Below are 26045 nucleotides of genomic sequence, written 5' to 3'. Positions count from 1 at the left end.
ATGTTTTTAGATTGCTTGGGAGACGGCGCGCCATACTTAACAAGTACGATTTACATTTAATTGTTTTGATAATTGGGAAAAGGCGTGATTGCTGTTGGCTTAAGCACGCCGATTAATCTATTGCTTATGAATAATCCAAGTAGCTTTCTCTGCCTCGACAGAAAATCCGTGCTGCGCAGCAAAATTCATGACGGCGGTACGCATTGGATATCCTTTTTCCTTGCCCCATGTCCAATCATCTCCACATAAGATTGCATTCGGAAAAAGTTCATGGGCGGATCGGAGATCGTCTTCCAGTTTTAAAGCATCTACGTAGATAATGTCGGGGATGACGCCACAGTCTGCAATGTCATACAGGGCCTCTGGCGAGCGCCCGCGAACTGGGATGAATCTGTCTGAAAATTCGCTTATATTGGCACAGGCGGACAAATAGACTCCATGAGTTTTGAGATCGGCAATCATCTGGTCAACATTGCCAGTTTTTTCCAATATCGGCTTGGCCCAGTCCACTGATTTATATCCTTCGACTATATTAATTATTTCATCGCTCCAAGGATCTACGCCAATTACTTTCAGAGTAGGCGAACAATTTAGCCAACGTCTAGTGGAGCCACAAAGAAAGCAACCAATCTCAATCATGACTGGGTCAGCAATCGTCTGAATTAATTTCTCAATCAGATCCCTTCCTCCGCCGTCAATCTCCATTACATATGACTTCAATGTTTCAACATTCGGGAAAATATATTTTTTGCTCAGTTGGCCTGTTTTCATAATTTATCTGGAAACACTAGTGTCCCGTTTAATTGATATGTAAAGCTCGCAAAGTAAGCGCTGGTGCGAGTTTCAAGAGTTTAAAGTGTGTCCACGATTTGAAATTGAATCTGCCGTGAAGACGCAAATCTGGTACGACATCTCGACTTATGTGCTGATCGTCATTATTAAAAAAGTATTGCAATTGAATGCCTCGCTCTACACTTTATTACAAATTTTATCGGTCTCTGTTTTTGAGAAAACCCATATTTCATGCGCCTTTCAGACCGATGACTACATTTTTGATGCTGCATCCTGCGCTAACCAATCGAATTTATTCGGTTTTTAACTGGCCACTAGTGAACAATTAATTTACTGAAATCAAGCAAGCGCCTTTTTCAAATGCGAAGGTTTCCATTTTATGTGCCAGTGATCGCTTGGTAAGTAGATCACTCCACCGAGAGACAATTTCCTTCTCATCCTGCCGATCAAAATCATCCATAAGTACATCTAATCGATGCGTAGCTAAATTTCTTAAGACGATGGGTAGTGCTGGGTATCGGGCAAGCTTGCAGGTGGCTCCTGGTGGTCCATCAACAAGCAGCAATATTTTTGCTTTGCGGCCATCGAGAAGTGTCGCTATCTCAGCGATTTTCTTTTCGCAGTCATAGTAAAGAAACTGCTCGCCAGACGGTGTAGCGTAATCCTGCAGTGGGGCATGGATGAGTTCGACGACTTCTGCAACGCCAGCTTGGTGAAGTTTTTCCCTCGTTTCGTCAAAATACTGGCGATGATGTTCGAATGTGACGACACGCGGTACTAGATCTATAACGCTTCGGTTGACATTTTCCTGCGCAATATGCGTAGGGAAATGATGCTCTCCGTCTGACCCAATGTTGCGGTGGAAATGACGCCCATCGTTTTCCGAATGTGGAACTTGCACCATTGGATGGCGCTGTAACTGTTTTACGATAGCGCTCGCCATCAGTACAGTTGATGCTCCGCTACCGAATTCGAGAATCAGGTCGTAGTTATTTTTCTCGAGAAGATTAATGAGGTAAAGCGCGAAATCAGCACTAATTGGCCAACCATGCAGTGCAGGCAGCAATTGACCACGGCTTAGGTACGTTTCGATTCCAATAAAAGATTCTATTTGTTTGGTTGAATTTTCCAGGCCTTTAGTAATCTGCTGTCTCAAGCCTTGTTCCATTTTATCTAGGCGAGTCTGCTGGATTTTCAATAGTTCAGTAATTTGCCCAACCTGCTGCGCGCTATCAGACACGGCTTTGTCATGCAAAGTTTGGCGCTCAGCAGTGATTTTTGTTTGTTCATCGCGTGCCTTGGTCAGTTGCTCAAGTTGCTGGTGACGGTCGTTGGCGAGCTTGGTTTGTTCGTCGCGTGCCTTGGTCAGCTGTTCGATTTGCTGGTGACGGTCGTTGGCGAGCTTGGCTTGCTCATCGCGTGCCTTGGTCAGTTGTTCGAGTTGCAGGTGGCGGTCGTTGGCGAGCTTGGCTTGCTCATCGCGTGCCTTGGTCAGCTGTTCGAGTTGCTGCTGCCGGTCGTTGGCGAGCTTGGTTTGTTCGTCGCGCGCCTTGGTCAGCTGTTCGAGTTGCAGGTGGCGGTCGTTGGCGAGCTTGGTTTGCTCATCGCGCGCTTTGGTCAGCTGCTCGAGTTGCAGGTGGCGGTCGTTGGCGAGCTTGGCTTGCTCGTCGCGCGCCTTGGTCAGCTGTTCGAGTTGCAGGTGGCGGTCGTTGGCGAGCTTGGTTTGCTCATCGCGCAACTTGGTCAGTTGTTCGAGTTGCTGCTGCCGGTCGTTGGCGAGCTTGGTTTGTTCGTCGCGTGCCTTGGTCAGTTGTTCGAGTTGCTGCTGCCGGTCGTTGGCGAGCTTGGTTTGTTCGTCGCGCGCCTTGGTCAGCTGTTCGAGTTGCAGGTGGCGGTCGTTGGCAAGCTTGGCTTGCTCGTCGCGCGCTTTGGTCAGCTGTTCGAGTTGCAGGTGGCGGTCGTTGGCGAGCTGGGCTTGCTCGTCGCGCGCCTTGGTCAGCTGTTCGAGTTGCAGGTGGCGGTCGTTGGCGAGCTTGACTTGCTCATCGCGTGCCTTGGTCAGCTGTTCAAGTTGCTGCTGGCGGTCGTTGGCGAGCTGGGCTTGCTCGTCGCGCGCCTTGGTCAGCTGTTCTAGTTGCAGGTGGCGGTCGTTGGCGAGATTGGTTTGCTGCTCTTTTGCTTCTGTCGCGGCCGTCAGCTTTACATTCAGGACGGCTTTCCAGTTGCGTACATATAGCACCATACCGACAGCTGGTTGCCGTTCTTCTTCCACCGCGATTGGCTGGTATCCATGCGCTTGGAGGAAGCTGTCTATCTCGGCCTTGCTCGTGCCTTGGCCCACCGATTGCGTTTCATCCAGGACAGCCCGGACTGCAAGCACATCCCAGTTCTCCAGAATGGCTTGTGCGCCTTTTAGTATCGGCAACGCTGGCAGGCAGTCGATGACTGCCCAGTTGATGTGCCCGGCTCGTGGCCCCAGGCTGTCGAACAGTGCTTTCAGTGGGGTGCTGCTGATCCGGCGCTGTTCTTTGGTTTTCAGGTTGCGCCAGAGTCCGGCCAGATTTTCTGGCGCGATGATCCCGCTTTCGCTGACATTGCTCGCTACGTAAAAGCTGATTTCCTCGGCTCGCTCGGCCAGCACGGCTTGATGCGCTGACCAGCCAGGGTGACTTGATGCAATGCTCGCCAACTTGTCATGGTGTTCCTCGCTCGCTTCGACCAGGACGGCTGCGGGTACGCCCCATTCGGCGTAGCGTGCCACGGCATTTCCCATGCCAGCGCCGACGTGGAGCATGCCGGTAATCGGCGCGATATGGCGCATGGCCTCAAGCCATTGCTGCAGGGAGAAATTTACTTGCATGGGCAGTTGCCTCAATTAAATTGCGTAAAAAACCGTCACCTTATTCGATGCATTCCAGTTTTAAGGTGCCCAGGCGTATTGCCAGGTTGCGCTCGTCCGGCGAGCCGCTGGCGGCCGGCGAGATCAGTCGCGGATACTGGAGTGCGAATTGCCAGATCAGGCTTTCCGGGAACATATCCGTAGAAAAGCTTGCGTTCAGGACAACCGGATGGCCTTCGCCACTCACGCTGACTTCAAGCGGTATGCCATTCAGAAAAACGGCAGTTCCCTCGGTAATGTCCGGCGCCATTGCATCCACAACGTCAAGCTGGAGCAGGTATTTGCCATCCCGCAAAGACGGCATCCTGATCGCGCTGGTGTTGTCCGGGCCAGCCCAGCGGCCGTCATCTTCCGCGTGATACCAGTTGTCGCCATCGATCTCACGGCGCAGGTCGATCACGACTTGTGCCGGTTGGTGGCTGCGCCAGAAGCGGGCATAGGCGATCAGCTGGTCGATTTCTTCCTGCTGCGGCGCTACTTGTGGCCTTGCCGCCAGGGCTTCGGTGAGTTCCAGGATTTGCAGCTGGCGTTCGGCCGCCAGCTGCGCCTGGCGGTCACGCGCCTGGCAGACTTTTTCGATCTGCTTGGTCCGCTCCGCGGTCACCAGCGACTGCTGCTCGCGTGCCTGGGTCATTTGCTCAAGCTGCTTTTGCCAGTTCGTCGCCAGCCTGGACTGTTCGTCACGTGCTTTGGTCAGCTGCCCAATCTGCTTTTGGTATTCATTCGCCAGTTTGGCTTGTTCGTCACTCTTCTTGCGCAGTTCTTCTTGCTTTAAAAAGTAATGCTCCAGTTCTTCCTGTGCCTGGTGCAGTTGCAGCAGCAGGAGTTCATTTTCCTGGGAGAGGTCCTTGGCTTGCTTCGCCTGAGTGTCGCGGGCCTGGGTGATTTGTTCGACTTGCTTCTGGCGATCGGTCGCCAGCTTGGCTTGTTCGTCGCGCTCTTTAGTCCGCTCTTCCTGTTTCTTGAAATTGCTTTCGAGCTCTTCCTGAACCTGGTGCAGTTGCAGCAACAGGAGTTCGTTTTCCTTGGCAAGTTCTGCCGAGGTGAGTTTATGTCCCTGCTTGGCCTTTTTCAGTGCGGCGTATTCTGCCTGCAAGCCGTCCAGTTGCCCGGTTTGATGCTGTTGCGCTTGCGCCAGATTTGCCAGTTGTTTGCGCAGATTGATGTAATCCTGCCAGGCTTGCTGCGCCGTTGCCGCCGGCGTCGCCGCCTGGCTAAGGCTCAGGTCCGCGGCGCTTTCCAGCTCCTGGTAAAGTGCCGCAGCTTCACTGTAATCTTCCACCAGTGCTTTTGCCAGGCACCCGGTGACCGCGCTGAATTGGTTTTGCTCGGGCGCGAAATCGGCAGGCAGCGCATGCAAGCCAAAGTCTGCGCGGACCTGTTCAATCAGGCTTGCCGGCGCCTGCATGACGGCAGTGGCATTGACCAGCGTGCAGCGTTCGCGATTGCGGTGGTAGAAACGCAGGATTTCAGCATTCAAGGAGACCCAGGAGGCGATCTCGGCGTCGATGTTGTCGGGCGGCGCTTCCCGGTTTTCGAGCATGCTGCCTACGGCAGCTTCAGGCGAACTATAGACCAGGATGAAGCGGGTCTGTTTGTCGAAAGTTTTCCAGAAGTCCAGCAGCCAGGTGGAGCGCGCATCGGCCCAACCCCAGACATCTTGAGACAGGTTGCCCAGGAATAAATCTACGCCGAGTTCTTGCCAGATCTTGCCTGGTTCGAGCCCGCTCTTGATCTCCGGGGCAGTCGCTTCGATCTCATGCGCCTTAAAAATATTGGCATGCAATTCTTCAACCGTCATGCCTTCGCGCCGCGATGGCTGCGCCGCACCTAGCCCCGCCGCCTGCATGATTTTCTGCACGATCTCGTAACCTGAATGCGGGTGGCCGCTCGTCACCAGGATTTTCATTGCTTGCTCCGTCGCGTAAATGCTGTATTCAAAAAATTATTTGGCTTGTTTTAGCTTTTGGAAGAAGGCGTTCCACTTGGGCAGGATGGCTTCGGCGGTATAGCGTGCCGACACTTCCCTGGCATTGGCCTTCAATTGCGCCCGTAGTGCCGCGCCATCTTCCGCCAATACCTTTCCCAGGACCTGGGTGGCATCTTCCGTCGAGTAAGCGCTGAAGTATTCCGAGGCATCGCCGTAGATTTCACGGTGGACAGGGATGTCGGAGGAAATGACGATGCCGCCGCTGAGCATGGCTTCGATGCCGGTGTAGTCGAATCCTTCGGCGAAGCTTGGGCAAATGGTGGCTTCGGCATGCCGGTACAGTACCCGCAGTTCGGCAGCGGGGACGTTGTTCAGGTAAAACAGCTCGCCGCGTTCCGCCCAGGGGCGAAAGGCATTCAGCACTGGTCCCTGCTCCCATCCGAGGCTGCCGACGATCACCAGTTTCAGGTTCGGCTTTGAAGAGTACTTCAGGCGCTCCCAGGCTTCTGTCAGCAGCAGGTGGTTCTTGCGCGGCTCGATGGTGGAAACCATCAGCAGGTACTCGAAGTCGGGAAATTCGCCGGTTTCCGCATTTTTTTCGAGCGTGGTGGACTTTTGCTTGAACTCGTCCACCTTGCCCTGGCGGTTGCGCAGGATCTGGAAGATCAGGCCCTTGGACGAGTCTTCCTCGAAATATTCATCCGAGACGATATTGTGGATGACAGACGACCGCGCTTCGGCTTGCGGAAAGATTTTCAGCAGGTCGTTGCGGGTGGCTTCCGAAATGCAGGAAAACCACGCGCCTGAGTTGACATTGTCTTGCAGCGCGTAGAAGTGCGAGGCTTGATGGAAGGCGCGGTCATTGATCGTGTGCGGCATCAGGATGGGCACCGCATCGTGATAGCGCACCACCATTTGCGTGCCTTTCGAGACGCGCCCCGGAAAGGGGGTCTGCGCCAGGAAGATATCCGAGCCTGTGGTGTCGATCGGGACATAGCGCGGCTCGGAAGAAAACTTCAGGCCTGCCAGTCCCGCCTGGTGCAACAGCTTGCGCGGCGTGCCCAGCACCCGGTAGCGTGCCGTGGACACCAGTTCCTTGTCCGCCGCCTTCAGGGTTTTGCTGAAAAAGGTGCGCCAGATGAAATCGTCAAAATGTTCCGATTCAAAAATGCCGGCGGGCAGCGGCCTGCCCGTCAAGGTGCGCAGGCGCAGCAAGTGCAGCGCATAATAGTTTTCCACCCCCTGGACAGCCTTGTCGAACATGTTGCTGTAGGGGTTTTCGTAAAGCGAAACGACGGCGCGCGACAGCCGGTTGATGCGCTTGGCAACGGACAGGGACTGGGTCTTGCTGGATAGCGCCGGGCGCAGTTTTCTGCCGCCATGCTGGATCAGGCCCTCGACGTCGTAACCCTCCATGGAGCGGAGTCCACGGAACAGCAGGCGGGATTCCTGGGGAATGCCGGCATAGCCGTCCAGCGCTGGCTTGAGGTCGAGCAAAAGCCTCAGCTTGTCATTGTTTGCTGTCGTAAAACGCATATGCTTCGTCGCTATTTTCAAAATGGTGCAGGTGGCCCTCGTCGAGCACACTGTAGGTGTTGCAGTAAGCCTGTATTTGCTGCGGCATGTGAGACACCAGGATGATGGAGCGGTCCTGGCGTTTTTCGAATAATTCGTAGTGACACTTTTCCTGGAAGCGCGTATCGCCCACCGCCAGCACTTCGTCGATCAGGTAGCAATCGAATTCGATTGCCATGGACAAGGCAAAGGCCAGGCGGGCGCGCATGCCGAATGAGTAGGTCTTGACCGGTTCATTCAGGTAGGAACCGAGCTCCGAGAAATCCTGTACATAATCGGTGGCGGCAGCGATATCGGTGTCATACACCCGGCAAATGAAGCGCAGGTTGTCCATCCCGGTCAGGCTGCCCTGGAAGGCGCCGCCGAAGGCTAGCGGCCAGGAAATGCTGAAACCGCGATGCACGTGGCCGGAGGTGGGTTGTTCGATGCCGCTGATCAGCCTGATCAGGGTGGACTTGCCGGCGCCATTGCGCCCGAGGATGCCGAGCTTGTCGCCCTTGTCCAGGCGTAGGTTGATGTCGTGAAGTACTGTGCGCGGCCCATGACTGGTATGGTAAGCCTTGTTGAGCTTGTCGATGACGATCATGCCGGCTCCACCCGGCGCGCCGTTTCACGCATCAGGGCCAGGCCGAGCAGCGTCATGACCAGGCTGGCGGTGATCAGATAGGCGGGGTTTTCGTGGGTCTGAACGGCCTCGCCGAAGTAGCCGTGGCGCAGCATTTCCGTGCCGTGCACCATCGGGATCCATAAAACCACATTCTGCACGGCTTGCGGCAGCCAGTCGACCATGAACACCGCGCCGGATAGCGGAAACATCAGGTAGGTCAAGGTATGCCAAAGGCGTTCATAAATTTCCGAACGTTCCGTGATCGCGCCGACGACCAGGCCCAGTGCAACTGCGAACCAGGCCAGCAGGAGCCAGGCGCAAGCCATCAACAGCAAATCTTCCGGCATCTTCATCATGCCGGTCGCGATAAAAAAAATCGACAGCATGATCAGGGAAATGGTGGCGCCGGCAATTTCCAGCAGCAACCGGGATGCGAACACGTCCAGCACCCGGACGTTGCGGTGGTACAGCAGGCTCAAGTTGGGCTGGATCGCGTTGGCGCAACGGTTGGCCGCATTGCGCCATAACAGGACGGATGAGTAACCGGTGACGGCGAAGGGGATGATGGGCAGGGTCGAACCATGCGCCGACCTGGTCGCGGCCCATAGTGCGGCCACGCCGGCGGTGAAGAGCATGGGTTCGACGAACAGCCACATGAAGCCGATGTTGTGGCGGCCATAGCGGGTAATGAGTTCCCGCAGCAGCAAGGCATGGACCACCCGGAACTGGATGGCAAACGCCTTGCGCAGCGGCGTCTGGTTCAGGTTATTCATATGCCACGCATCAATTGTGGTGTTCGCGCACGCCCGCCAGCAGAATGCTTGCCACGCCCCACGCAATCAGGCCGAGGATGAAAGTTGCGGCGATGCCGCGCAACCGGCGCGGTTCCACGGCAACATCCGGCTTGTTCGGCTGGACGATGCGTTCCAGGTAGAGCTGCTTGCGCTGGGCATCATTGCGGGCTTGTTCCAGGGATGCCAGCGCCGCACCCAGCTGCTTGTCGGCGAACCCCCGTTCCAGTGCCAGGCGCTCGTAGTCGGCGGCCTTGTTGGTGAGCGAGGCTGTGCCGCCAGCCACCTTGGCCATTTCCGCGTTCATTTCACTTTGCAGTGACTCCGTGCGTTTTTGCAGCGAAGGAATCTGTGGATTGTCCGGGGTAAGGGCGCGCAGTTGTGCCACCTGGGTCTTGGTGGCGATCAGTTCGTCCTGGATCTTGGAAATCAGCTGCAATTGCAGGGCGGATTGACGCTCCGGGTCGAATACGGCTTTCTGACTACGATAGCCGGATAGCGCCAGCGCGGCTGCCTTGGCCTTTTGCTCGGCGCTGCTTACTTCCGCCGAGGCGAAGCTGATCATGTCCTGGCGCGCGCGCTCGTTGAGCCTGTTGATCAGCTTTTCGCCCATCTCCAGCAGCATGGTGTTGATGCGATACGAGTCTTCTGCCGTGAAGGCCTTTACTCGGAGCGACGTGATCGAGGAGGCAGTATCCACGTTAATGTCGAGTTGCTTCTGGTAATACTGGTACAGGGCTTCGACGCTGTCATCCAGCGAGAGGCTGTCGAAGCGGCTGAACAAGTCAATGTCGCTGTTGCCGAAAGCGGCTTTCAAGGGCAGGGTGGCGTTGATCTGCTGCATGGCATCGCGCGAGTGCATGAAGTCCTGCACCGAGTACGTGTCGTCCTGCGAGCGCGTGAAGCCGGCGCTTTGCAGCAAGGTGCCCAATCCGCTTGCGCTCTGGCGCTGCGGGCTGCGTACCACGAAACGCGATTCGGAAATGTAGACGTCGGAGGCGATGAGCCCGAAATACAGGCTTGCCAGCAATGTCGGAATCAGGACAGTCGCCAGGAAGAGGCGATTGCTCAGAAGGCGGGATTTGAGTGCGCTGGCGAACCTGGCAAATCGGCTTTGACTTTTTGATGCGGCAACAGTTTGCATTATCTGACTTCGGTTGTGCTACGAGGGGGGCAATGCGCTTAACAGCGGCCGTAGACGTCCTGGAAACGCACGATGTCGTCTTCGCCAAGGTACTCGCCGCTTTGCACTTCGATCATGACCAGGTCGAGGATGCCGGGGTTTTCCAGGCGGTGCTTGTGGCCGGCCGGGATATAGGTGGATTCGTTGGTGTTGACGAACAGTTCATTGTCGCCATTGACGACCCGCGCCATGCCGCTGACGACAATCCAGTGCTCGCTGCGGTGGTGGTGCATCTGCAGCGAGAGCGAGGCGCCCGGCTTGACGACGATGCGCTTGATCTTGTAGCGGACTTCATCTTCCAGCACGGTATAAGTGCCCCAGGGGCGGTGCACGGTGAGGTGCAGCTTGTGGGCTTCATGCCCCTGTGCCTTCAATGCTGCGTACAGGTGCTTGACGTCCTGCACGCGGGACCGGTCTGCCACCAGCAGCGCATCCGGCGTGTCGACGATGATGAGATTGTCGAGGCCGACGGCGCCGATGAGGCGCTTGCCGCTGCGGATATAGCAATTGGATACATCGTGCAGCAGGGCTTCACCATTGATGCGGTTGCCCTGTTCATCGGAATTGGTCAGGTTGCCCAGAGCGCTCCATGAGCCGATGTCGCTCCAGCCGATGTCGCAGGGAACCACGGCCACCTGGCTGGATTTTTCCATGACGGCATAGTCGATCGAGTTGTCCGGCACAAGCGCGAAGCTGTCCGGGTCGAGCTCGATCTGGCTGAAATCCTTGCCTTGCGCGGCGCGCGAGGCGGTCATGCAGGTCGCGGTGGCGCCCAGGATATCCGGGCAATGTTGTTCCAGCGCCTGCAGCATCACGCCTGCTTCAAAACAGAAAATGCCGGAGTTCCAGAAGAAGCTGCCGGATGCCAGGTATTCCTCGGCTTTTGCCAGCGAGGGTTTTTCGACGAAGCGCAAAACCTGGTTGCCGTTCGCTTCGATATAGCCATAGCCGGTTTCCGGTGCATCTGGCTGGATGCCGAAGGTGACGAGCTTGCCCTGGCGGGCCAAGGCAACGGCTTCGCTTACCGCTAGGGAAAATGCCTCCTGGTCGGCAATCAAATGGTCTGCCGCGAGTACCAGCATGACGGCGTCTTCGCCGTGCGCCTGGGCGACGTGCAATGCTGCGGCGGCGATCGCTGCGGCAGTATTGCGTCCGAACGGTTCGAGGATGAAGGAGGTGGCAAGCTTGCCGTCATTTACTTCGCGGAAGTCATCCTGGGTTTTGAACAGCAGTTCGCGATTGGCGACTGTCAGGATTTCACGCACGTTTGGCAGCATCGCACCGCGCAAGAAAGCTTTTTGCAGCAGGCTCTGGCCATCTGCCAGGCGAATGAAAGGCTTTGGATGCGATTCACGGGAAACAGGCCAAAGCCGGGAACCGGCGCCGCCGCACAGGATGGTGGGAACGATGCTCATGCTACTCTCTAATCAATGTGTTACTGCCGCTGCTTAGTAACTTTCGGTATTTGCAAAATTCATAAAAGAATCTTGATTTCACTCAACATTGTATTAAAGAATAACCGGAAATTAAAATTTATTTTAGGGTTGTAGATAGGCAAGATCTAAGTGATTCTCGTCTGATAAGTGATCTTGATATCAGGCAATGATTTTATTGCAGGAATCGCATGGCTTGTCCCGAAGATGCCATGAATGCCCATGTTTTATTGTCGAAATCCCTAGAAAGCCAGCGGCCTTGTCGAAGTGGCTCGTTGGATTTGCGAGACAGCGGATTGCGCCCCTTCCTGCCATTCCAGGCGCTTTTGACGTTGGCCTAGTGGATTGTCTGCTTCTCCAGCCCCTTTTCCAGCACCAGATCGACCACCGGTTGCTCGCGCTTGTTCGCCCGCATGCAATGGTCCTTCTGAAACTGGTCGGTTACCCAGATGACCATCCTGGCCCAGGGGTGCTTCTCGCGCATGCGCCAGGCATGCGAGGAAATCGATTCCCAGGCATAGCCATTGAAAACGGTGGCATTGACGAAATGGTCGAGCGCGCGCACGCCGGCGCGGCCGCGCTCGGCCTTGCCGAAAAACCCGGCCCAGCAAATGATCAGGTAACCCAGGATGGCCATGGGCACCACTGCGCACATCAGGATGAAGCCGGCAAGCCTTTCCTTCATGCCGCTTCCCCGTTGCCTTGCTTGCGCTTGCGGATAATCACGCGAACGCCGTTTTCCGAGCGCACGGTCAGCCGCCCCACCGGCTCCGGCGTATAGCCGGCAGGCGCCTCGAAGCGGTAATGCTTGACCAGCGTGGCCAGGATCAGGCCGGCTTCCTGCAGCGCGAAGGTGGCGCCCATGCACACGCGCGGGCCCAGGCTGAAGGGCAGGTAGGCGCACTTGAGCGACTCGCGCGCGCTGGCCGAGCCATAGCGGTCCGGGTCGAATTCGTCGGGGCGTTCCCACAGTTCGCGGTGGCGGTGGATCAGCCAGGGGGCGATGATGACGGACGCGCCTTCGTGCACGGTCTTGTCGCGCATGCCCTGGGTTTCGGTGGCTTCGCGCGCGAAAAAGCCCACCGGCGGGTAGAGCCGCAGGGTTTCGCGGAATACGTTCCAGATCAGTTCCATGCTCTTGATGTCGGAATAGTCGGGTTCGCGCTCGCCCATGACGGCCATCGCCTCTGCATGCATGCGTTCCTGGATTTCCGCACGGTGCGAGATGAGGTACATCGCCCAGGACAGGGCGCTGGCCGAGGTTTCGTGCCCGGCCAGGAACAGCATCGCCACCTGGTCGACCAGTTCGTCGAAGGAAAAAGCGGTGCCGGCCACCGGATCGACGGCATCCAGCAGGGATGCCAGGATGTCCTGGTACTCTCCGGGTGTGCCAGCGCGGTGCGCGTCATAGCGCGGACGGATGAAGACTTCCAGCTGCGCGCGGATTTCGCGCGCGGCGCGGTTGCTGCGGCGGATTGCCAGCCAGGGCGAGAAAATGCGCGGCAGCTTGAACAGCATGGGGTTCAGGATGCGCGGCGCCATTTCCTGGAAGCGCGTGAATTCCTCGAAGATCTTGCGCGAGGTCTCGCCTTCCAGGGTTTGCGACAGGATGGTGCGGAAGATGATGTCGGCCGTGACATGCGTCATTTCGAGGTCGATGTCGTACTCGGCGCCGTCTTCCAGCTTGTCGAGCCGCTCTTTCATGGCTGCAGCGGCCGCTTTCATCAGCGGGAACACCAGCTTCAGGCGGGTCTGCGCAAAGGAGCCATCCATCATGGTGCGCTGGCGCTGCCATTGCGCGCCATTGGTGGTGAAGATACTCTCGCCCAGCAGCGGGGCCAGGAGCTTGCCGAGCATGGTGTGCTTGGGGAACTTGGCCGCCTGTTCGATCAGGATGCGGCGCACCAGCGGCGGCTCGTTGACCATGTAGAGTTGCGCGCCGGGCAGCTTGACCTCGCCCATTTTCATGCCGTAGCTGCGCTCGTAGAGGCCATCCAGCCAGGAGCGGCGCTTGCCGAACAACATCAGCAGGGCGGACGCCTTGTTCTTGCGCGGTTTGGGATAGACGGGACAGAAACGGCTCATTTGAATACCTTCAGACCGGTGAAATTGGTGACCGGAGCGTGGTTGCGGTAACGCTCGCCCAGCGGCAGGGCGCCGGCGGTGATCGCAAAAAAGTCATAGTCGCCCGCCAGCTCGCCGGCCATCAGGTACTGGAAATGATGGCGGTACCAGTCGCGCTTCATGGCGGCGTAGGTTTGCGGGGTGAACAGGGTGGGGTAGCGCGCCGAGAGGATCTTGGGGCGCGGCGCCGCTTGCCGGACGGCGTTGCCTTGGCTGTTGTCACGGATGCCGGTGGCGGCGACCGGGTCGACGAAGGCGAAGCAGGCGCCATCGGTGGGTGCGGTGAAATCGATCCAGTCGATGTCCGCGGCGCCGGCGACTGCCGCCAGTTCGGCGCGAAAGCGCCTGGCTTTCGGCAGGAAGCTCAGGATGGGAATGCACTGGCCGAGCGTCATGAAGCTGATGCGCGGGCCGTGGCTGGCCAGCGCCGGGTCGATCTGCAGCGCGCGCGCCAGCACGGAGACGGCCATGATGGTGCCGGTGCTGTGGCCAACCAGCAGGATTTCATCGGTGTCGGCAGCGCGTGCCTTCGCGGCCAGCTGGCGCGCAAAGCCGTCGAGGCGGTCTTCCAGGTCCGTCAGGTGTTCGTTTGCCTGGCGGCGCGTGAAGGCATAGATGCGCAGCAGCCAGAAGCTGTTCATGCGCTTTTCCAGCGTGCGGCCGAGTTGCACCACGCCGGCGCCGGTGGCTACGCCAGTGGCCAGGGCCAGCCAGGCGGGCGCGCCTGCCGCGAGCAAGGCGCCGCCCGCCAGCCAGCCGGCGCCGATTGCCAGCAGCAGCGATGCCAGCATCAGCAAGAGCGGCACGACCGCCGCCACGAAGGGGGGCCAGGCCGTCTTGAGCACATGCCCGAACATGCCGTTGGCAATGCACATGGCATACACGCGGCAGTAATCGAACAGGATTTTCAGTTCGTTGCGTTCCCAGTATTTGCGGATCAGGTCGTCCCAGCGCAGGAATTCGTAAGTGGTTGTGACCTCGTGGCTATCGATCCCGGCCTGGATTTGCCACTGGCTGCTCAGGCTGGACGGGCGCTGGCGCGGTCCAATGTCCAGCGACATGCCATTGACGGCAGCCTGCCGCGCGCCTTCATTCGCGTACAAACGCCGGTAATAAGAGGGGCCTCGCGGATCGAAGCCACTCAGGTAATAGACATGGCGTTTTTTAACGGGAGAAACCACTATTGCGATTGGGAACTATTAGCTTGTGGAAAGCGGGACGAGGAATTGTAACGGACATTGAGAAGGCGCAAGGGGCCAATTTCGTAGTTCCTTAGGCTTGGCATTCTGCTTGTTGCGTCATTTCCTAAAAAAAATATCAAAGGGATACTTCATGGGCACCCTTGTTGCGCTTTTGGCAGTAATGATCCTGGTCTTTATTTTTCTGGCCTTCGGCTTGTGCCTGTATCCCGTGACAGAACGGGATATGGACGGCTATTGATTATGCAGCGCAATGCGGACAGAGCCTGCCGTAGATGCGCAGTGGTTGGTCCGGTTCTTCCGCCTTGATGACGTTGCCGCAGTCGCGGCAGCGGATTTCCCCTGAAGGCTCCAGCTCGGGCGTGAGCGCGGTGCGGTAATCAAACACGAAGCAGGAGCCGGTATAGTGCGCGCCGCCAACTTCCTCGAAATACTTGAGGATGCCGCCTTCGAGCTGATACACACTCTCGTAACCGATGTTTTGCATGTGGATCGCCGCCTTTTCGCAGCGGATACCGCCGGTGCAGAAGGTCACCACGGTCTTGTCGGCCAGTTCATCCTTGTGCTTTGCCACGACTTCCGGGAATTCGGAAAACTTGTGGATGCGGTAATCCAGGGTGTTGTCGAACGTGCCGACATCGACTTCGAAGGCATTGCGGGTATCCATCATCACCACAGGCTTGCCCGCGTCGTCGACGCCGGCGTCCAGCCAGCGCTTGAGCGTTTTGGCATCGACTGCCGGGGCACGGCCTTTTTCCGGCTGGATCAGGGGCATCTTCATGGTGATGATTTCGCTTTTCAGCTTGACCAGCATGCGCTTGAAGGGCTGGGCGTCGGAAAAGCTTTCCTTGACCTCGATATCGGCAAAGCGCGCATCACTGCGCAGCCAGGCGAGGAAGCGGTCGATCGATTCGCGCACACCCGCCAGGAAGAGGTTGATGCCTTCGGGCGTCAGCAGGATCGTGCCTTTCAAATCCAGCGCCTTGCACTGGGCCTGGAATTCGGCGCGCCTTTCTTGCGTGTCATCGAAACTGATGAATTTGTAGGCAGCGATGTTAACGATGGATTGGGTGCTTGACTGCATGGAAACTTCTCTAAGTCTTTGATTTGCCGACATTATAAACCCTGGGGGACGGTGGGGATATTTGCCCCGTGATAAAATTTGGGCGCTCCAATCTCAAATTGCCAATGACTCCTACTATTGCCGACCTGACCGTCATCGTTGTCACTTATAACAGCGCGCACTGCATTGCCGCACTGGCGCCGACTCTGGCAGCCTTGCCCCATGTGACCATTGTCGACAATGCCAGCAATGACGGCACCGCCGACGTGGCAGCGCGCGCCATGCCCAATGCCCTGGTGTTGCGCAACGAGCGTAATCTCGGTTTTGGCGCCGCCAACAACCTGGCGCTGCGGCGGGTGACGACCAGCCATGCGCTGTTGCTGAATCCGGACTGCCTTCCCTCTGACGAGTTTCTGCGCGGTTTGCTGGCGGCAGCGGGCGCCTTTCCGGAGGCTGCCATCATCGCGCCGCACCTGATCCGCCGCGGCGGCGAGGTGGAGCTGAGCTACCGCTGGCCGGGCAAGTTATGGCGCTCGCAGGGGCCGGCGGCCGAGGGGCCATGTTGCGTGGGTTTCGTCTGCGGCGCCGCCATGCTGTTCAACATGGCAGTGATGCGCGAAATCGGCTTCTTCGACGAGGGTTTCTTCCTGTATTACGAGGACGAAGACCTGTGCCAGCGCGTGTTCGACAGCCGCAAGGCCATCGTGCTGGTGCCGGGGATTTCGGTCACCCACCTGTCGCGCAGTTCGGTGCGCGGCAACAGTCCGCTGCGCGCCGAATTCTATCGCGGTTACCACCACGCGCAATCAAAGCTGATTTTTACCGGCAAGCATGTGGGCGCCGAACAGGCCGCGCGCTTGCGCCGCAAGACGCTGTGGCTGGCGCTGGCGGCGCTGGTGCCGCGCCTGCTGGTGCCGGCGCCGCGCTACGTTGCACGCCTGTTGGGGCGCATCCGCGGATTGCGCGATTTTAAGTAATCAATACTCGAACCAGACATTCTCGTGCTTGAGCCATTCGCCCAGCTGGCTGCGCAGGGCATCGTCGCCGCGCACGCGCCAGGCGTCGGACAGCTGTAACTCGCCCAGCGCGCCATTTTTGGTGTACTCCACGATGATGCGGCAGGCATCTTCCGCCTGCTGGTAAGGCGCCAGCATCTCGCGCAGCTTATTGGCGTCGGCCTGGCCATTCATCGACAGCCGCAAGGCCTTGCCGAAGGCGGCGCGCGCAGCGGCGATATCCATGACTTTCTCGGCCGTGATGCGCAAGCCGCCGGAGAAGCGGTCTTCCGAGACCTTGCCCTGCACGGCCAGGAATTCGTCTTCCTTGAACATGCGCCGGTTCGGCTCGAACATCTCGTTGTAGACCGTGACATCGACTGTTGCGCTGCCGTCGTCGAGCGTGACGATGACCAGCTTGCCGCGCTGGGTCATTTGCGTGCGCACCGTGGTGATGACGCCGGCGATCAGGCGCGGATCGCGCGAGGGCGCGAGGTCGGCCAGCTTGCTGCGCGCGAACTTGCGCACTTCGGGAGCATAGGCATTGAACAGGTGGCCGGACAGGTAGAAGCCAAGCGCGGCCTTTTCCTCGGTCAGGCGCTGCTTCTCGCTCCAGGCAGGCACCTTGATGTATTCGGGGGGCGCAGCCATGTCGCTGTCGTCGCCGAACAAGCTGACCTGGTTGGCAGCCGCCTGGGCCTGCTCGGCGCCTTCCAGCGCCAGGGCAACCGATGCCAGCAGGATCGCGCGGTCGACCTGGAAGCAGTCGAAGGCGCCGGCGCGGATCAGCGATTCGATGGTGCGGCGGTTGATCTGCTGCTTGTCCACCCGCTTGGTAAAGTCGAACAGGTCGGTAAACGGCCCGCCAGACTTGCGCGCAGCGACGATCGCCTCGATGGCGCCCTGGCCCGAGCCCTTGACCGCGCCCAGGCCATAGCGGATCTGCATGGCTTTCTTGCCCGGCTCGCCCACCGGCATGAAGCGGTAGTCCGACTGGTTGATGTCCGGCGGCAGGATCGTCAGGCCGCAGACATCCATGGCATCCTCGACCAGGATCTTGACCTTGTCGGTGTCGTCCATGGCCAACGACATGTTGGCTGCCATGAACGCGGCCGGATGATGCGCCTTGAGGTAGGCGGTGTGATAGGACAGCAGCGCGTAGGCGGCGGCGTGCGACTTGTTGAAGCCGTAGCCGGCGAACTTTTCCATCAAGTCGAAAATCTCGTCGGCCTTTTCCTGCGTCAGGCCGTTCTTGGCGGCGCCGGTGCGGAAAATTTCGCGATGCTCGGCCATTTCCTCGGCCTTCTTCTTGCCCATGGCGCGACGCAAGAGATCGGCGCCGCCCAGCGAGTAGCCGCCGATCACCTGTGCCATCTGCATCACCTGCTCCTGGTACACCATGATGCCGTAGGTTTCGGACAGGATGCCCTCGGTGCGCGGATCAGGATAGTCGAATTTCTCGCCATGCTTGCGTCGGCAAAAATCCGGGATCAGGTCCATCGGGCCCGGACGGTACAGCGCCACCAGCGCAATGATGTCCTCGAAGCGGTCGGGCCGCGCATCCTTCAGCATGCCCTGCATGCCGCGGCTTTCAAGCTGGAACACGGCGACGGTTTTTGCCTTGGTCAGCAGCTCATAGGAGGGCCGGTCGTTCAGCGGCAGCTTCTCCAGCGCGAAATCGGCCTTGGCCGGGTCGAGCATCTTGATGTAGTTCACCGCGCGATCCAGGATGGTCAGCGTGGTCAGGCCCAGAAAGTCGAACTTGACCAGGCCGACGGCCTCGACGTCATCCTTGTCGTACTGCGACACCACGCCGGCGTCGCCGCCCTGGGTGTAAAGCGGGCAAAAATCGGTCAGCTTGCCGGGGGCGATCAGCACGCCGCCGGCGTGCATGCCGATGTTGCGGGCAATGCCTTCAACTTGCTGGGCGAGGTCGAGCAACTGCTTGACCTCTTCCTCGTTGTTCATGCGCTCCTTCAGGAGCGGCTCTTCCTCGATGGCGTCGGCAATGGTGACCTGCTTGCCCGGCTTGAACGGAATCAGCTTGGAGATGCCGTCGCAAAACATGTAGCTCATGTCGAGCACGCGGCCGACATCGCGCACCGCGCCCTTGGCGGCCATGGTGCCGAAGGTGGCGATCTGCGACACGGCCTCGCGGCCGTAGCGGTCCTTGACGTACTGGATCACGCGGTCGCGGTTTTCCTGGCAAAAGTCGATGTCGAAGTCGGGCATCGAGACGCGTTCCGGGTTCAGGAAGCGCTCGAACAGCAGGTTGTACTGGAGCGGGTCGAGATCCGTGATCTTGAGCGCATACGCCACCAGCGAGCCGGCGCCGGAGCCGCGCCCCGGCCCCACCGGCACGCCATTGTTCTTGCCCCACTGGATAAAGTCCGCCACGATGAGGAAGTAGCCGGGAAAGCCCATCTTGATGATGGTGTCGGTCTCGAACTTCAGGCGATCCTCATAGCGCTGGCGCACCTGCTCGCGCCTGGTTTCATCCGGGAATAACTGCAGCAGGCGTTCCTCCAGGCCCGCCTTCGACTGCGCCACCAGGAACTCGTCGATGGTCATGCCGGGGGTGGGGAAATTCGGCAGCTTGGGCTTGCCCAGTTCCAGCTCGAGGTTGCAGCGCTTGGCGATTTCCAGGGTGTTCTGCAGCGCCGCAGGCATGTCGGCAAACAGCGCCACCATTTCGTCCTGCGTCTTGAAGTACTGTTGTTCGGAAAAACGCCTGACGCGGCGCGTATTGGCGAGGATCTCGCCCTCGGCGATACAGGTGCGCGCTTCGTGCGCGGTGAATTCTTCCGGGCTCAGGAATTGCACAGGGTGGGTTGCCACCACCGGCAGGCCGAGGCGGGCGGCCAGCGCCACCGCCTGGCGCAGGGGCGCCTCGGTATTGCCGAGACCAGGCCGCTGCACTTCGATGTAAAAATGCCCGGCAAAGATCGTTGCCCAGCGCTGCGCGGATTTTTCCGCGGCCGCCAGGTTGCCATTGTCGATGGCCATGCCGATATCGCCGTATTGCGCGCCCGACAAGGCAATCAGGCCGCCCGGGGGCAATTGCGCCAGCCATTCGGCGCGGATTTCAGCGCGTCCGCGGTGCAGGTTGGTCAGCCAGGCCTGGCTCAGCAATTCGCACAGCTGCAGGTAGCCATCGCGGTTCTTGACCAGCAAAAGCAGGCGCGAGGGTTTTTCGCGGTCGTCGTCGTTGGTGATCCAGACGTCGCAGCCGGCGATCGGCTTGACGCCCTTGCCGCGTGCCGCCTTGTAGAACTTGACCATGCCGAACAGGTTGGCAAGGTCGGTGATGGCGAGCGCCGGTTGCTGGTCCTTGGCGGCTGCCTTGACGACGTCGTCGATGCGCACCAGGCCATCGGCGATGGAGTATTCGGAGTGGAGGCGGAGATGGATAAATTGCGGGGAAGTCATCTGCCTATTTTACCCGCCCGGAACCCCCTGGCGGGAAGCCCGACCGGCGAAATGCCGGGATTTTCCCTCAAGTCATTGCACAACTTGAAATGGCCGGGGATAATCCGGACAGTCCGGGCCTTTGCGGCCCGCAGTTTTTACTGGATGGAGTGATTTTGACAACAACGAGCACCCCGGCGGCCGATGACGGGCGCGTGATCCTGTGCATGAAGTGGGGCACCAAGTACGGCCCCGAGTACGTCAACCGCCTGTATGCGATGGTGCGGCGCCACTTGCGCGGCGATTTCCGCTTCGTTTGCCTGACCGACCGCAGCGAAGGCGTGCGCGCCGAGGTCGAATGCCTGCCGATTCCCGACCTGAAGCTGCCCGACGGCTTGCCCGAGCGCGGCTGGAAAAAACTGACAACCTTCGAAGCCGACTTGCATGGTTTGCGCGGCACGGCGCTGTTTCTCGACCTGGACGTCGTCATCACCGACAGTATCGACTGTTTTTTCGAGCAGCCCGGCGAATTCCTGATCATCCATGACTGGAAGCGTCCCTGGCGGGTGACGGGCAATTCATCGGTCTACCGGTTCCGCCTGGGCGCCCATGCGGATGTCCTGGCGCAGTTCCGCGCCACCCAGGCCGACGCGCGCAAGACGTTCCGCAACGAGCAAGCATTTTTGTCGGATGTCTTGCACAAGCAGGGCAAGCTGGACTACTGGCCTGCTGACTGGTGCTGCAGCTACAAATATCATTGCATTCCACGCTGGCCGCTGAATTACTGGCGCGCGCCGCACGTGCCTGCCGGTACCCGTATCGTCATTTTCCATGGCGAGGTGAATCCGCCTGACGCCCTGGAAGGGCGGCGCAATCGCGCGCTGCGCTTCGTCAAGAAGGCGCCCTGGATCGCCGATTACTGGCGCGAGTAACCATTAATACCGTTATTACACCGACGATGAGTTTCGCAGCACGCCGCAGCGAGTGGCCGCAGAAAGTATTGGCGGTCCTGCCTTTCCTGTTGTTTTTTCCGATCGGGATCATCTATTTCGGGGTGGTTGTTTTCCTTTTCAGTCTGCTGCTGGCTGGCGACTACCGCGGGGCGTGGCTGCGAATGAAGGAAAACGTGATGTTCCGGCCGGTCGTTGCCTTGACGCTCCTGAGCTGCCTGGCGGCGATTGTTCTGGAACGGCCGGCGCGCGGATTCTGGTCCAGTTTCGCCCATTATCAGATCTACCTGTTCCTGCTGCTGTTCCTCAGTGTCGGGAAAGGCGATTGGCAGGGCAGAGCCTTCAAGTCCTTCGCCGCGGGCGCAGTCGTTGCATCAACCCTGCTTTATTTGAACGCTGCAGACTTGCTGCCCCATATTAGCCTGTTCAGCGCCTATGCTTCCTATTACGGGAACAAGTCGATCATGGTCGGTATTTTACTGGCGCTGGCAGTCGGCTTCCTTCTTCGGGATATTACGCGCCTGGCCAGCAACCGCCAGGTGTTGCTGATGCGTATCCTTACCATCGTTTATATTGCATTGCCGGTGCTTTTCCTGGCCAGGACCCGCACTGCATCCATCATTTTTTTGCTGATGTGCCTGCTGGTTGGCTTGCGCTGCCTGAAGTGGAATGGGCGTAGTGTCGGTGTCCTGCTGGTATCGGCCGTCATGCTCGCTGCAGTCATGGCATCATCGAGTACGTTCAAGACGCGCATGGCGTCCGCGTTCCAGGATGTGGCCGCCTATTCGCAGGGACAAAAGCCCAGCCATCAAGGGATCCGTCTGGAAATTTATGCCTTGACGACCGAAATCATCGCCGACAAGCCACTGACCGGACATGGTATCGGCACTTGGGAGCCCCTCTATGCCAAACTGGCGCGGGAACGCGACACGTATGCCTTTGCCACCCCCCATAATGATTATCTGCTGTACGCAGCGGAAATGGGCGTGCTGGGCCTGGCGGCATTGCTGTGGATCTGGCTGACGCAACTGCTGGTGGCGTGGCGCATGCCGGAGGCTGAGGGCATGCCGCTACTCATGCTGGGCCTGGCCATCATGGTGGGCGGCATGTTCAATGCGGTGCTGCGCGATGCCGTGTTCGGCATGCCGTTCATGATCCTGCTGGCGATTCCGCTGGCCGGCGCCAGACGCCACACGCCAGCGATCGCTGGCTGAAACCGGGAACTACCATGGCATTTTCGCCGCAATTGAAACGCCTCGTTCTGATGCTGGCGCCCTACAAGGGGCGCCTGGCCCTGGCTTTGCTCGGCATGGCGCTGACCGCCGCATCAGAACCGGCGCTGGTAAAAATGATGGAAATCCTGCTCGACAAGGGCTTTTCCGGCAAGCGGACGTTTTCGCTATGGATGGTGCCGGCCTTCCTTGTCGGGATTTTCCTGCTGCGCGGCATGTCGACGTTTGTCACGACTTACATGATTACCTGGGTGTCGACCCGGCTGCAGAACCGACTGCGCGAAGGCATGTTTGGGCGCCTGATGGATGTGCCGCTCGGCTATTACAGCGGCAATTCGGTCGGCCAGGTGATCAACTCGATGATGTTCGAAGTGCAGCAGATCGTCGACATGCTCAAGACCGTGCTGACCGCACTGATCCGCGACAGCCTGACCGTGGTCGGCCTGCTGGGCTATCTGCTCTACCTGAACTGGCGCCTGACGCTGGTCACCCTGGTGCTGATTCCGCTGATTGCCGGCGTGGTGCGCCTGACCAGCAAGCGTTTTCGGCGCCTGACCAAGACATTCCTCGAAATTAACGCTGAACTGACCCAGGTGGTCGAGGAAACCACCCGCGCCGCCCAGGTCATCAAGATTTTCGGTGGCCAGCGCTATGAATTGGACCGCTTCGAAAAGCGTTCCGACAAGTTGCGTGGCTTTGCCATGCGCATGGCCACCACCTTCGCCGCCACCGTGCCGATCACCCAGGTGATGACTGCCTGCGCGGTTTCTGTCGTGATTGTCATTGCGCTGGTGCAGGCCGGCGATGGCCAGACCACGGTGGGAAGCTTCGCCGCCTTCATTACCGCGATGCTGATGTTGCTGACGCCGCTGAAGCACCTCGCCGAAATCAATGGCCCGCTGCAGCGCGGACTGGCCGCGGCAGAAAACGTCTTCGGCCTGATCGATGCCGCGCCCGAGCGCACCGGCGGCAAGACCTTGCCGGGGCGCGCGACGGGCCGGCTGGATTTCATCGACGTGGGTTTTATCTATCCGGAGCAGGAGCGCGCGGCCCTGACGGGCGTGAACCTGGCGATTGCCCCCGGCGAAACCGTGGCATTCGTGGGCACGTCGGGCGGCGGCAAGTCCACCCTGGTGAACCTGGTGCCGGACTTCCATACGCCGACTTCCGGCGAGATTCGCCTCGACGGCGAAGCGGTAGGGCAGATTGCGCTGGCAAGCCTGCGCGCGCAGATCGCCATGGTAAGCCAGAATGTGGTGCTGTTCGACGACACGGTCGCCGCCAACATTGCCTATGGCGATGTCGAGCCTGATCGCGCCCGCATCGAGGCGGCGGTCAGGGCGGCCCACCTGCAGGATGTGGTGGCCAGCCTGCCGCAGGGCCTGGAGACATCGGTGGGCAACAATGGCAATCGCCTGTCGGGCGGCCAGCGCCAGCGCCTGGCGATTGCGCGGGCGATTTACAAGAATGCGCCCATCCTGATCCTGGACGAGGCAACCTCGGCACTGGATACGGAGTCGGAACGGGCAGTGCAGGCGGCGCTGGATGAGCTGATGCGCGGGCGCACCACGCTGGTGATTGCGCATCGCCTGTCGACCATCGAGCGCGCCGACCGCATCGTGGTGCTGGACCACGGCCGGATCGCCGAGACCGGCTCCCATGCCGAACTGCTGGAAAAGAACGGCATTTACGCCAAGCTATACCAGCTGCAGTTCTCGTAGAGCGAAAGGCCCGTCGCGCTACATCAGGATGATGTCGTATTGTTCCTGATGGAACTGCGACTCGACCTGCAGGGAAATCGGCTTGCCGATGAAGTCGCCCAGCATCGCCAGGTGCTGCGACTCTTCTTCGAGGAACATGTCCACCACCACTTGCGAGGCGAGGATGCGGAATTCGCGCGGGTTGAACTGGCGCGCCTCGCGCAACAGTTCGCGCAGGATTTCATAGCAGATGGTGCGCGCGGTCTTGACCTGGCCCTTGCCGGCGCATGCGGGGCAGGTTTCGCAGAGGATGTGCGCGAGCGACTCGCGCGTGCGCTTCCTGGTCATCTCGACCAGGCCCAGGGCGGAAAAATTTGACACTGAAATCTTGGTGCGGTCGCGCGCCAGGGCCTTGTTCAATTCGGCCAGCACGGCCGTCTTGTGCTCGGCGTTTTCCATGTCGATGAAATCGAGGATGATGATGCCGCCCAGATTGCGCAACCGCAGCTGGCGCGCAATGGCGTGCGCCGCTTCCAGATTGGTCTTGAAAATGGTGTCGTCGAAGTTGCGGCCGCTGACATAGCTGCCGGTATTGACGTCGATGGTGGTCATCGCCTCGGTCTGGTCGACGATCAGGTAGCCGCCGGATTTCAGGTCGACGCGGCGTCCCAGAGCGCGCTGGATTTCCTCTTCCACGGCGTACAGTTCGAACAGCGGCCGCTCGCCCGTGTAGTGCATCAGGCGCGGCAGCACCGAAGGCGTGTAGGTGGTGGCGAACTGCTGCAGCATGACGAAGTTTTCGCGCGAATCGACCTGGATGCTGGAGGTGTCGTCGTTGACGAAGTCGCGCAGCACGCGTTGCGCCAGGCTCAGGTCCTGGTACAGCAGCAGTGGCGCGGGCTTTGTCTTGGTCAATTGGCTCAGATTGGACCAGGTCTTGCGCAGGTAATCGATATCCATCTGCAGGTCGGCTTCGGAGGCGTCCTCGGCCATGGTGCGGATGATGAAGCCGCCTTTTTCCTCGGGCGGCAGGAGGCGTTGCACGCGCTGCTTGAGCTGCTCTCGGCCGGCTTCGTTTTCGATGCGCTGCGAAATGCCGATGTGCGGATCCTGCGGCAGGTAGACCAGCATGCGCCCGGCGATGGAAATTTGCGTGGACAGGCGCGCGCCCTTGGTGCCGATCGGGTCCTTGACCACCTGCACCATCAGCGACTGGCCGTCGTACAGGAGCTTTTCGATGGGGGTGGGGGCGCCGCCGTTCTCGCGCGAGCGGGCTTCCCAGATGTCGGCCACGTGCAGGAAGGCGGCGCGGTCCAGGCCGATGTCGATGAAGGCCGATTGCATGCCGGGTAAAACGCGCACGACCTTGCCGAGATAGATATTGCCGGCCATGCCACGCGACAAGGTGCGCTCGATGTGCAATTCCTGCACGGCGCCTTGCAGGACGAGTGCAACCCGGGTTTCCTGCGGGGTGATATTGACGAGGATGTCTTCGCTCATGGGGCGTCTCACTGACCGTTGGCGCCGAGGATGCGCACGCCAGCCTGGCGCAGCAACCCGGCCGTCTCGAACAGCGGCAAGCCCATGATGCCGGAATGGCTGCCAGAAATTTCTTCGATGAAGACGGCGGCCATGCCCTGGATGCCGTAGCCACCGGCCTTGTCGTAGGGTTCGGTGGTCATGCAATAGGCGTGGATTTCGGCTTCCGTGAGATGCGCAAAGCGTACTTGCGAGCGCTGGGTGACTTGCCACACATCGTCGTAGTGGCGCACCGCGACGTTGGTCAGGACTTCGTGCGTTCGTCCGGAAAGCAGGCGCAGCATCTCGACCGCTTCTGCGTAGCCTGCGGGCTTGCCGAGGATGCGGCCTTCGAGCACGACCGTGGTATCGGCTGCCAGCACCGGGCGAACCGGCAATTTGCGCCAGAGCATGGTGTGATGCGCGCATTCCGCCTTTTCCAGCGTGACCCGCGCGACATAAACGTCGGCAGCCTCGCCAGGCAGCACGATTTCACTGACTTCCGGTCCGCGCGGGGTCTGGTCGCGCAGCATCAGGAGTTCGAATTCCACCCCGATCTGGCGCAGCAGCTCGCGTCTGCGCGCACTCTTGGAGGCAAGGTAGATTTTCTGGTCGCTGTGTTTCATGCCCTGCTTGGTCAAATGCC

At 59.3% G+C, this 26045-nt stretch carries 19 protein-coding genes and 1 pseudogene; 5 read left to right on the top strand and 15 right to left on the bottom strand.

Annotation, left to right across the window (positions count from 1 at the left end; all coding sequences use genetic code 11):
- Positions 1–117 precede the first annotated feature (117 nt).
- Positions 118–771 (bottom strand): hypothetical protein, encoded by a 654-nt coding sequence (locus EKL02_RS15955; protein ID WP_128902952.1) that lies wholly within the window; start codon positions 769–771, stop codon positions 118–120.
- A 106-nt stretch (positions 772–877) separates the two neighbouring features.
- On the opposite strand from EKL02_RS15955, the pseudogene EKL02_RS15950 reads away from it, so the two are divergent.
- Positions 878–1099: pseudogene (locus EKL02_RS15950) on the top strand (IS4 family transposase); the annotation flags it as partial.
- A gap of 18 nt (positions 1100–1117) precedes the next feature.
- Here the strand turns inward: EKL02_RS15950 and EKL02_RS15945 are convergent.
- From EKL02_RS15945 to EKL02_RS15895, 11 genes are all read right to left on the bottom strand, one after another.
- A complete protein-coding gene (locus EKL02_RS15945; RefSeq protein WP_128902951.1) occupies positions 1118–3652 on the bottom strand; it encodes a hypothetical protein in 2535 nt (844 codons plus the stop codon).
- A 40-nt stretch (positions 3653–3692) separates the two neighbouring features.
- Positions 3693–5600 carry a hypothetical protein gene (locus tag EKL02_RS15940; RefSeq protein ID WP_128902950.1) on the bottom strand — a complete coding sequence of 636 codons (1908 nt, stop codon included), beginning with the start codon at positions 5598–5600 and terminating at the stop codon, positions 3693–3695.
- 36 nt (positions 5601–5636) lie between these two features.
- Positions 5637–7157: a glycosyltransferase family 1 protein gene (locus EKL02_RS15935; RefSeq protein WP_128902949.1), complete on the bottom strand. Its 1521-nt coding sequence runs from the start codon at positions 7155–7157 to the stop codon at positions 5637–5639.
- Positions 7132–7782: an ABC transporter ATP-binding protein gene (locus tag EKL02_RS15930; protein WP_128902948.1), complete on the bottom strand. Its 651-nt coding sequence runs from the start codon at positions 7780–7782 to the stop codon at positions 7132–7134. The genes EKL02_RS15935 and EKL02_RS15930 overlap by 26 nt, the downstream gene beginning before the upstream one ends.
- Complete coding sequence (locus EKL02_RS15925; protein WP_128902947.1) at positions 7779–8576, bottom strand: ABC transporter permease; 798 nt, start codon at positions 8574–8576, stop codon at positions 7779–7781. Before EKL02_RS15925 ends, EKL02_RS15930 begins: the two co-directional genes overlap by 4 nt.
- A 10-nt stretch (positions 8577–8586) precedes the next feature.
- Positions 8587–9738, bottom strand: a complete 1152-nt coding sequence (locus EKL02_RS15920; protein ID WP_128902946.1) for a hypothetical protein — start codon at positions 9736–9738, stop codon at positions 8587–8589.
- Between the two features lie 38 nt (positions 9739–9776).
- Positions 9777–11192 carry a mannose-1-phosphate guanylyltransferase/mannose-6-phosphate isomerase gene (locus EKL02_RS15915; RefSeq protein WP_128902945.1) on the bottom strand — a complete coding sequence of 472 codons (1416 nt, stop codon included), beginning with the start codon at positions 11190–11192 and terminating at the stop codon, positions 9777–9779.
- Positions 11193–11547: 355 nt separating this feature from the next.
- The gene (locus EKL02_RS15910; protein ID WP_128902944.1) at positions 11548–11895 is read right to left on the bottom strand and encodes a hypothetical protein; all 348 of its coding nucleotides are present in this window, start codon (positions 11893–11895) and stop codon (positions 11548–11550) included.
- Positions 11892–13295: a cytochrome P450 gene (locus tag EKL02_RS15905; protein WP_128902943.1), complete on the bottom strand. Its 1404-nt coding sequence runs from the start codon at positions 13293–13295 to the stop codon at positions 11892–11894. The genes EKL02_RS15910 and EKL02_RS15905 overlap by 4 nt, the downstream gene beginning before the upstream one ends.
- On the bottom strand, positions 13292–14515 hold the full coding sequence (locus EKL02_RS15900) for a hypothetical protein (RefSeq protein WP_128902942.1): 1224 nt from the start codon (positions 14513–14515) through the stop codon (positions 13292–13294). Before EKL02_RS15900 ends, EKL02_RS15905 begins: the two co-directional genes overlap by 4 nt.
- A 259-nt stretch (positions 14516–14774) precedes the next feature.
- On the bottom strand, positions 14775–15617 hold the full coding sequence (locus EKL02_RS15895) for a sulfurtransferase (protein WP_206732411.1): 843 nt from the start codon (positions 15615–15617) through the stop codon (positions 14775–14777).
- Between the two features lie 104 nt (positions 15618–15721).
- Between EKL02_RS15895 and EKL02_RS15890 the strand changes: the two genes are divergently transcribed.
- Positions 15722–16573 (top strand): glycosyltransferase family 2 protein, encoded by an 852-nt coding sequence (locus tag EKL02_RS15890; RefSeq protein WP_128902940.1) that lies wholly within the window; start codon positions 15722–15724, stop codon positions 16571–16573.
- On the opposite strand, the gene dnaE is transcribed toward EKL02_RS15890, so the two are convergent.
- Positions 16574–20020 carry a DNA polymerase III subunit alpha gene (gene dnaE, locus EKL02_RS15885; RefSeq protein WP_128902939.1) on the bottom strand — a complete coding sequence of 1149 codons (3447 nt, stop codon included), beginning with the start codon at positions 20018–20020 and terminating at the stop codon, positions 16574–16576.
- 206 nt (positions 20021–20226) lie between these two features.
- On the opposite strand from dnaE, the gene EKL02_RS15880 reads away from it, so the two are divergent.
- From EKL02_RS15880 to msbA, 3 genes are read left to right on the top strand one after another with little or no spacing between them, the layout of a single operon-like run.
- Positions 20227–20931 carry a glycosyltransferase gene (locus EKL02_RS15880; RefSeq protein WP_128903552.1) on the top strand — a complete coding sequence of 235 codons (705 nt, stop codon included), beginning with the start codon at positions 20227–20229 and terminating at the stop codon, positions 20929–20931.
- A 26-nt stretch (positions 20932–20957) separates the two neighbouring features.
- Complete coding sequence (locus tag EKL02_RS15875) at positions 20958–22163, top strand: O-antigen ligase family protein (RefSeq protein WP_128902938.1); 1206 nt, start codon at positions 20958–20960, stop codon at positions 22161–22163.
- 14 nt (positions 22164–22177) lie between these two features.
- Positions 22178–23902 carry a lipid A export permease/ATP-binding protein MsbA gene (msbA, locus tag EKL02_RS15870; protein ID WP_128902937.1) on the top strand — a complete coding sequence of 575 codons (1725 nt, stop codon included), beginning with the start codon at positions 22178–22180 and terminating at the stop codon, positions 23900–23902.
- Positions 23903–23920: 18 nt separating this feature from the next.
- Here the strand turns inward: msbA and rng are convergent, their stop codons facing one another.
- Complete coding sequence (gene rng / locus EKL02_RS15865; protein WP_128902936.1) at positions 23921–25381, bottom strand: ribonuclease G; 1461 nt, start codon at positions 25379–25381, stop codon at positions 23921–23923.
- An 8-nt stretch (positions 25382–25389) separates the two neighbouring features.
- Complete coding sequence (locus EKL02_RS15860) at positions 25390–26025, bottom strand: Maf family protein (protein WP_128902935.1); 636 nt, start codon at positions 26023–26025, stop codon at positions 25390–25392.
- Between the last annotated feature and the right edge of the window lie 20 nt (positions 26026–26045).

This window comes from Janthinobacterium sp. 17J80-10, assembly GCF_004114795.1.
Taxonomy (GTDB): Bacteria; Pseudomonadota; Gammaproteobacteria; order Burkholderiales; family Burkholderiaceae_D; genus Paucimonas.
This window is presented reverse-complemented; position numbering and strand designations above follow the sequence as displayed.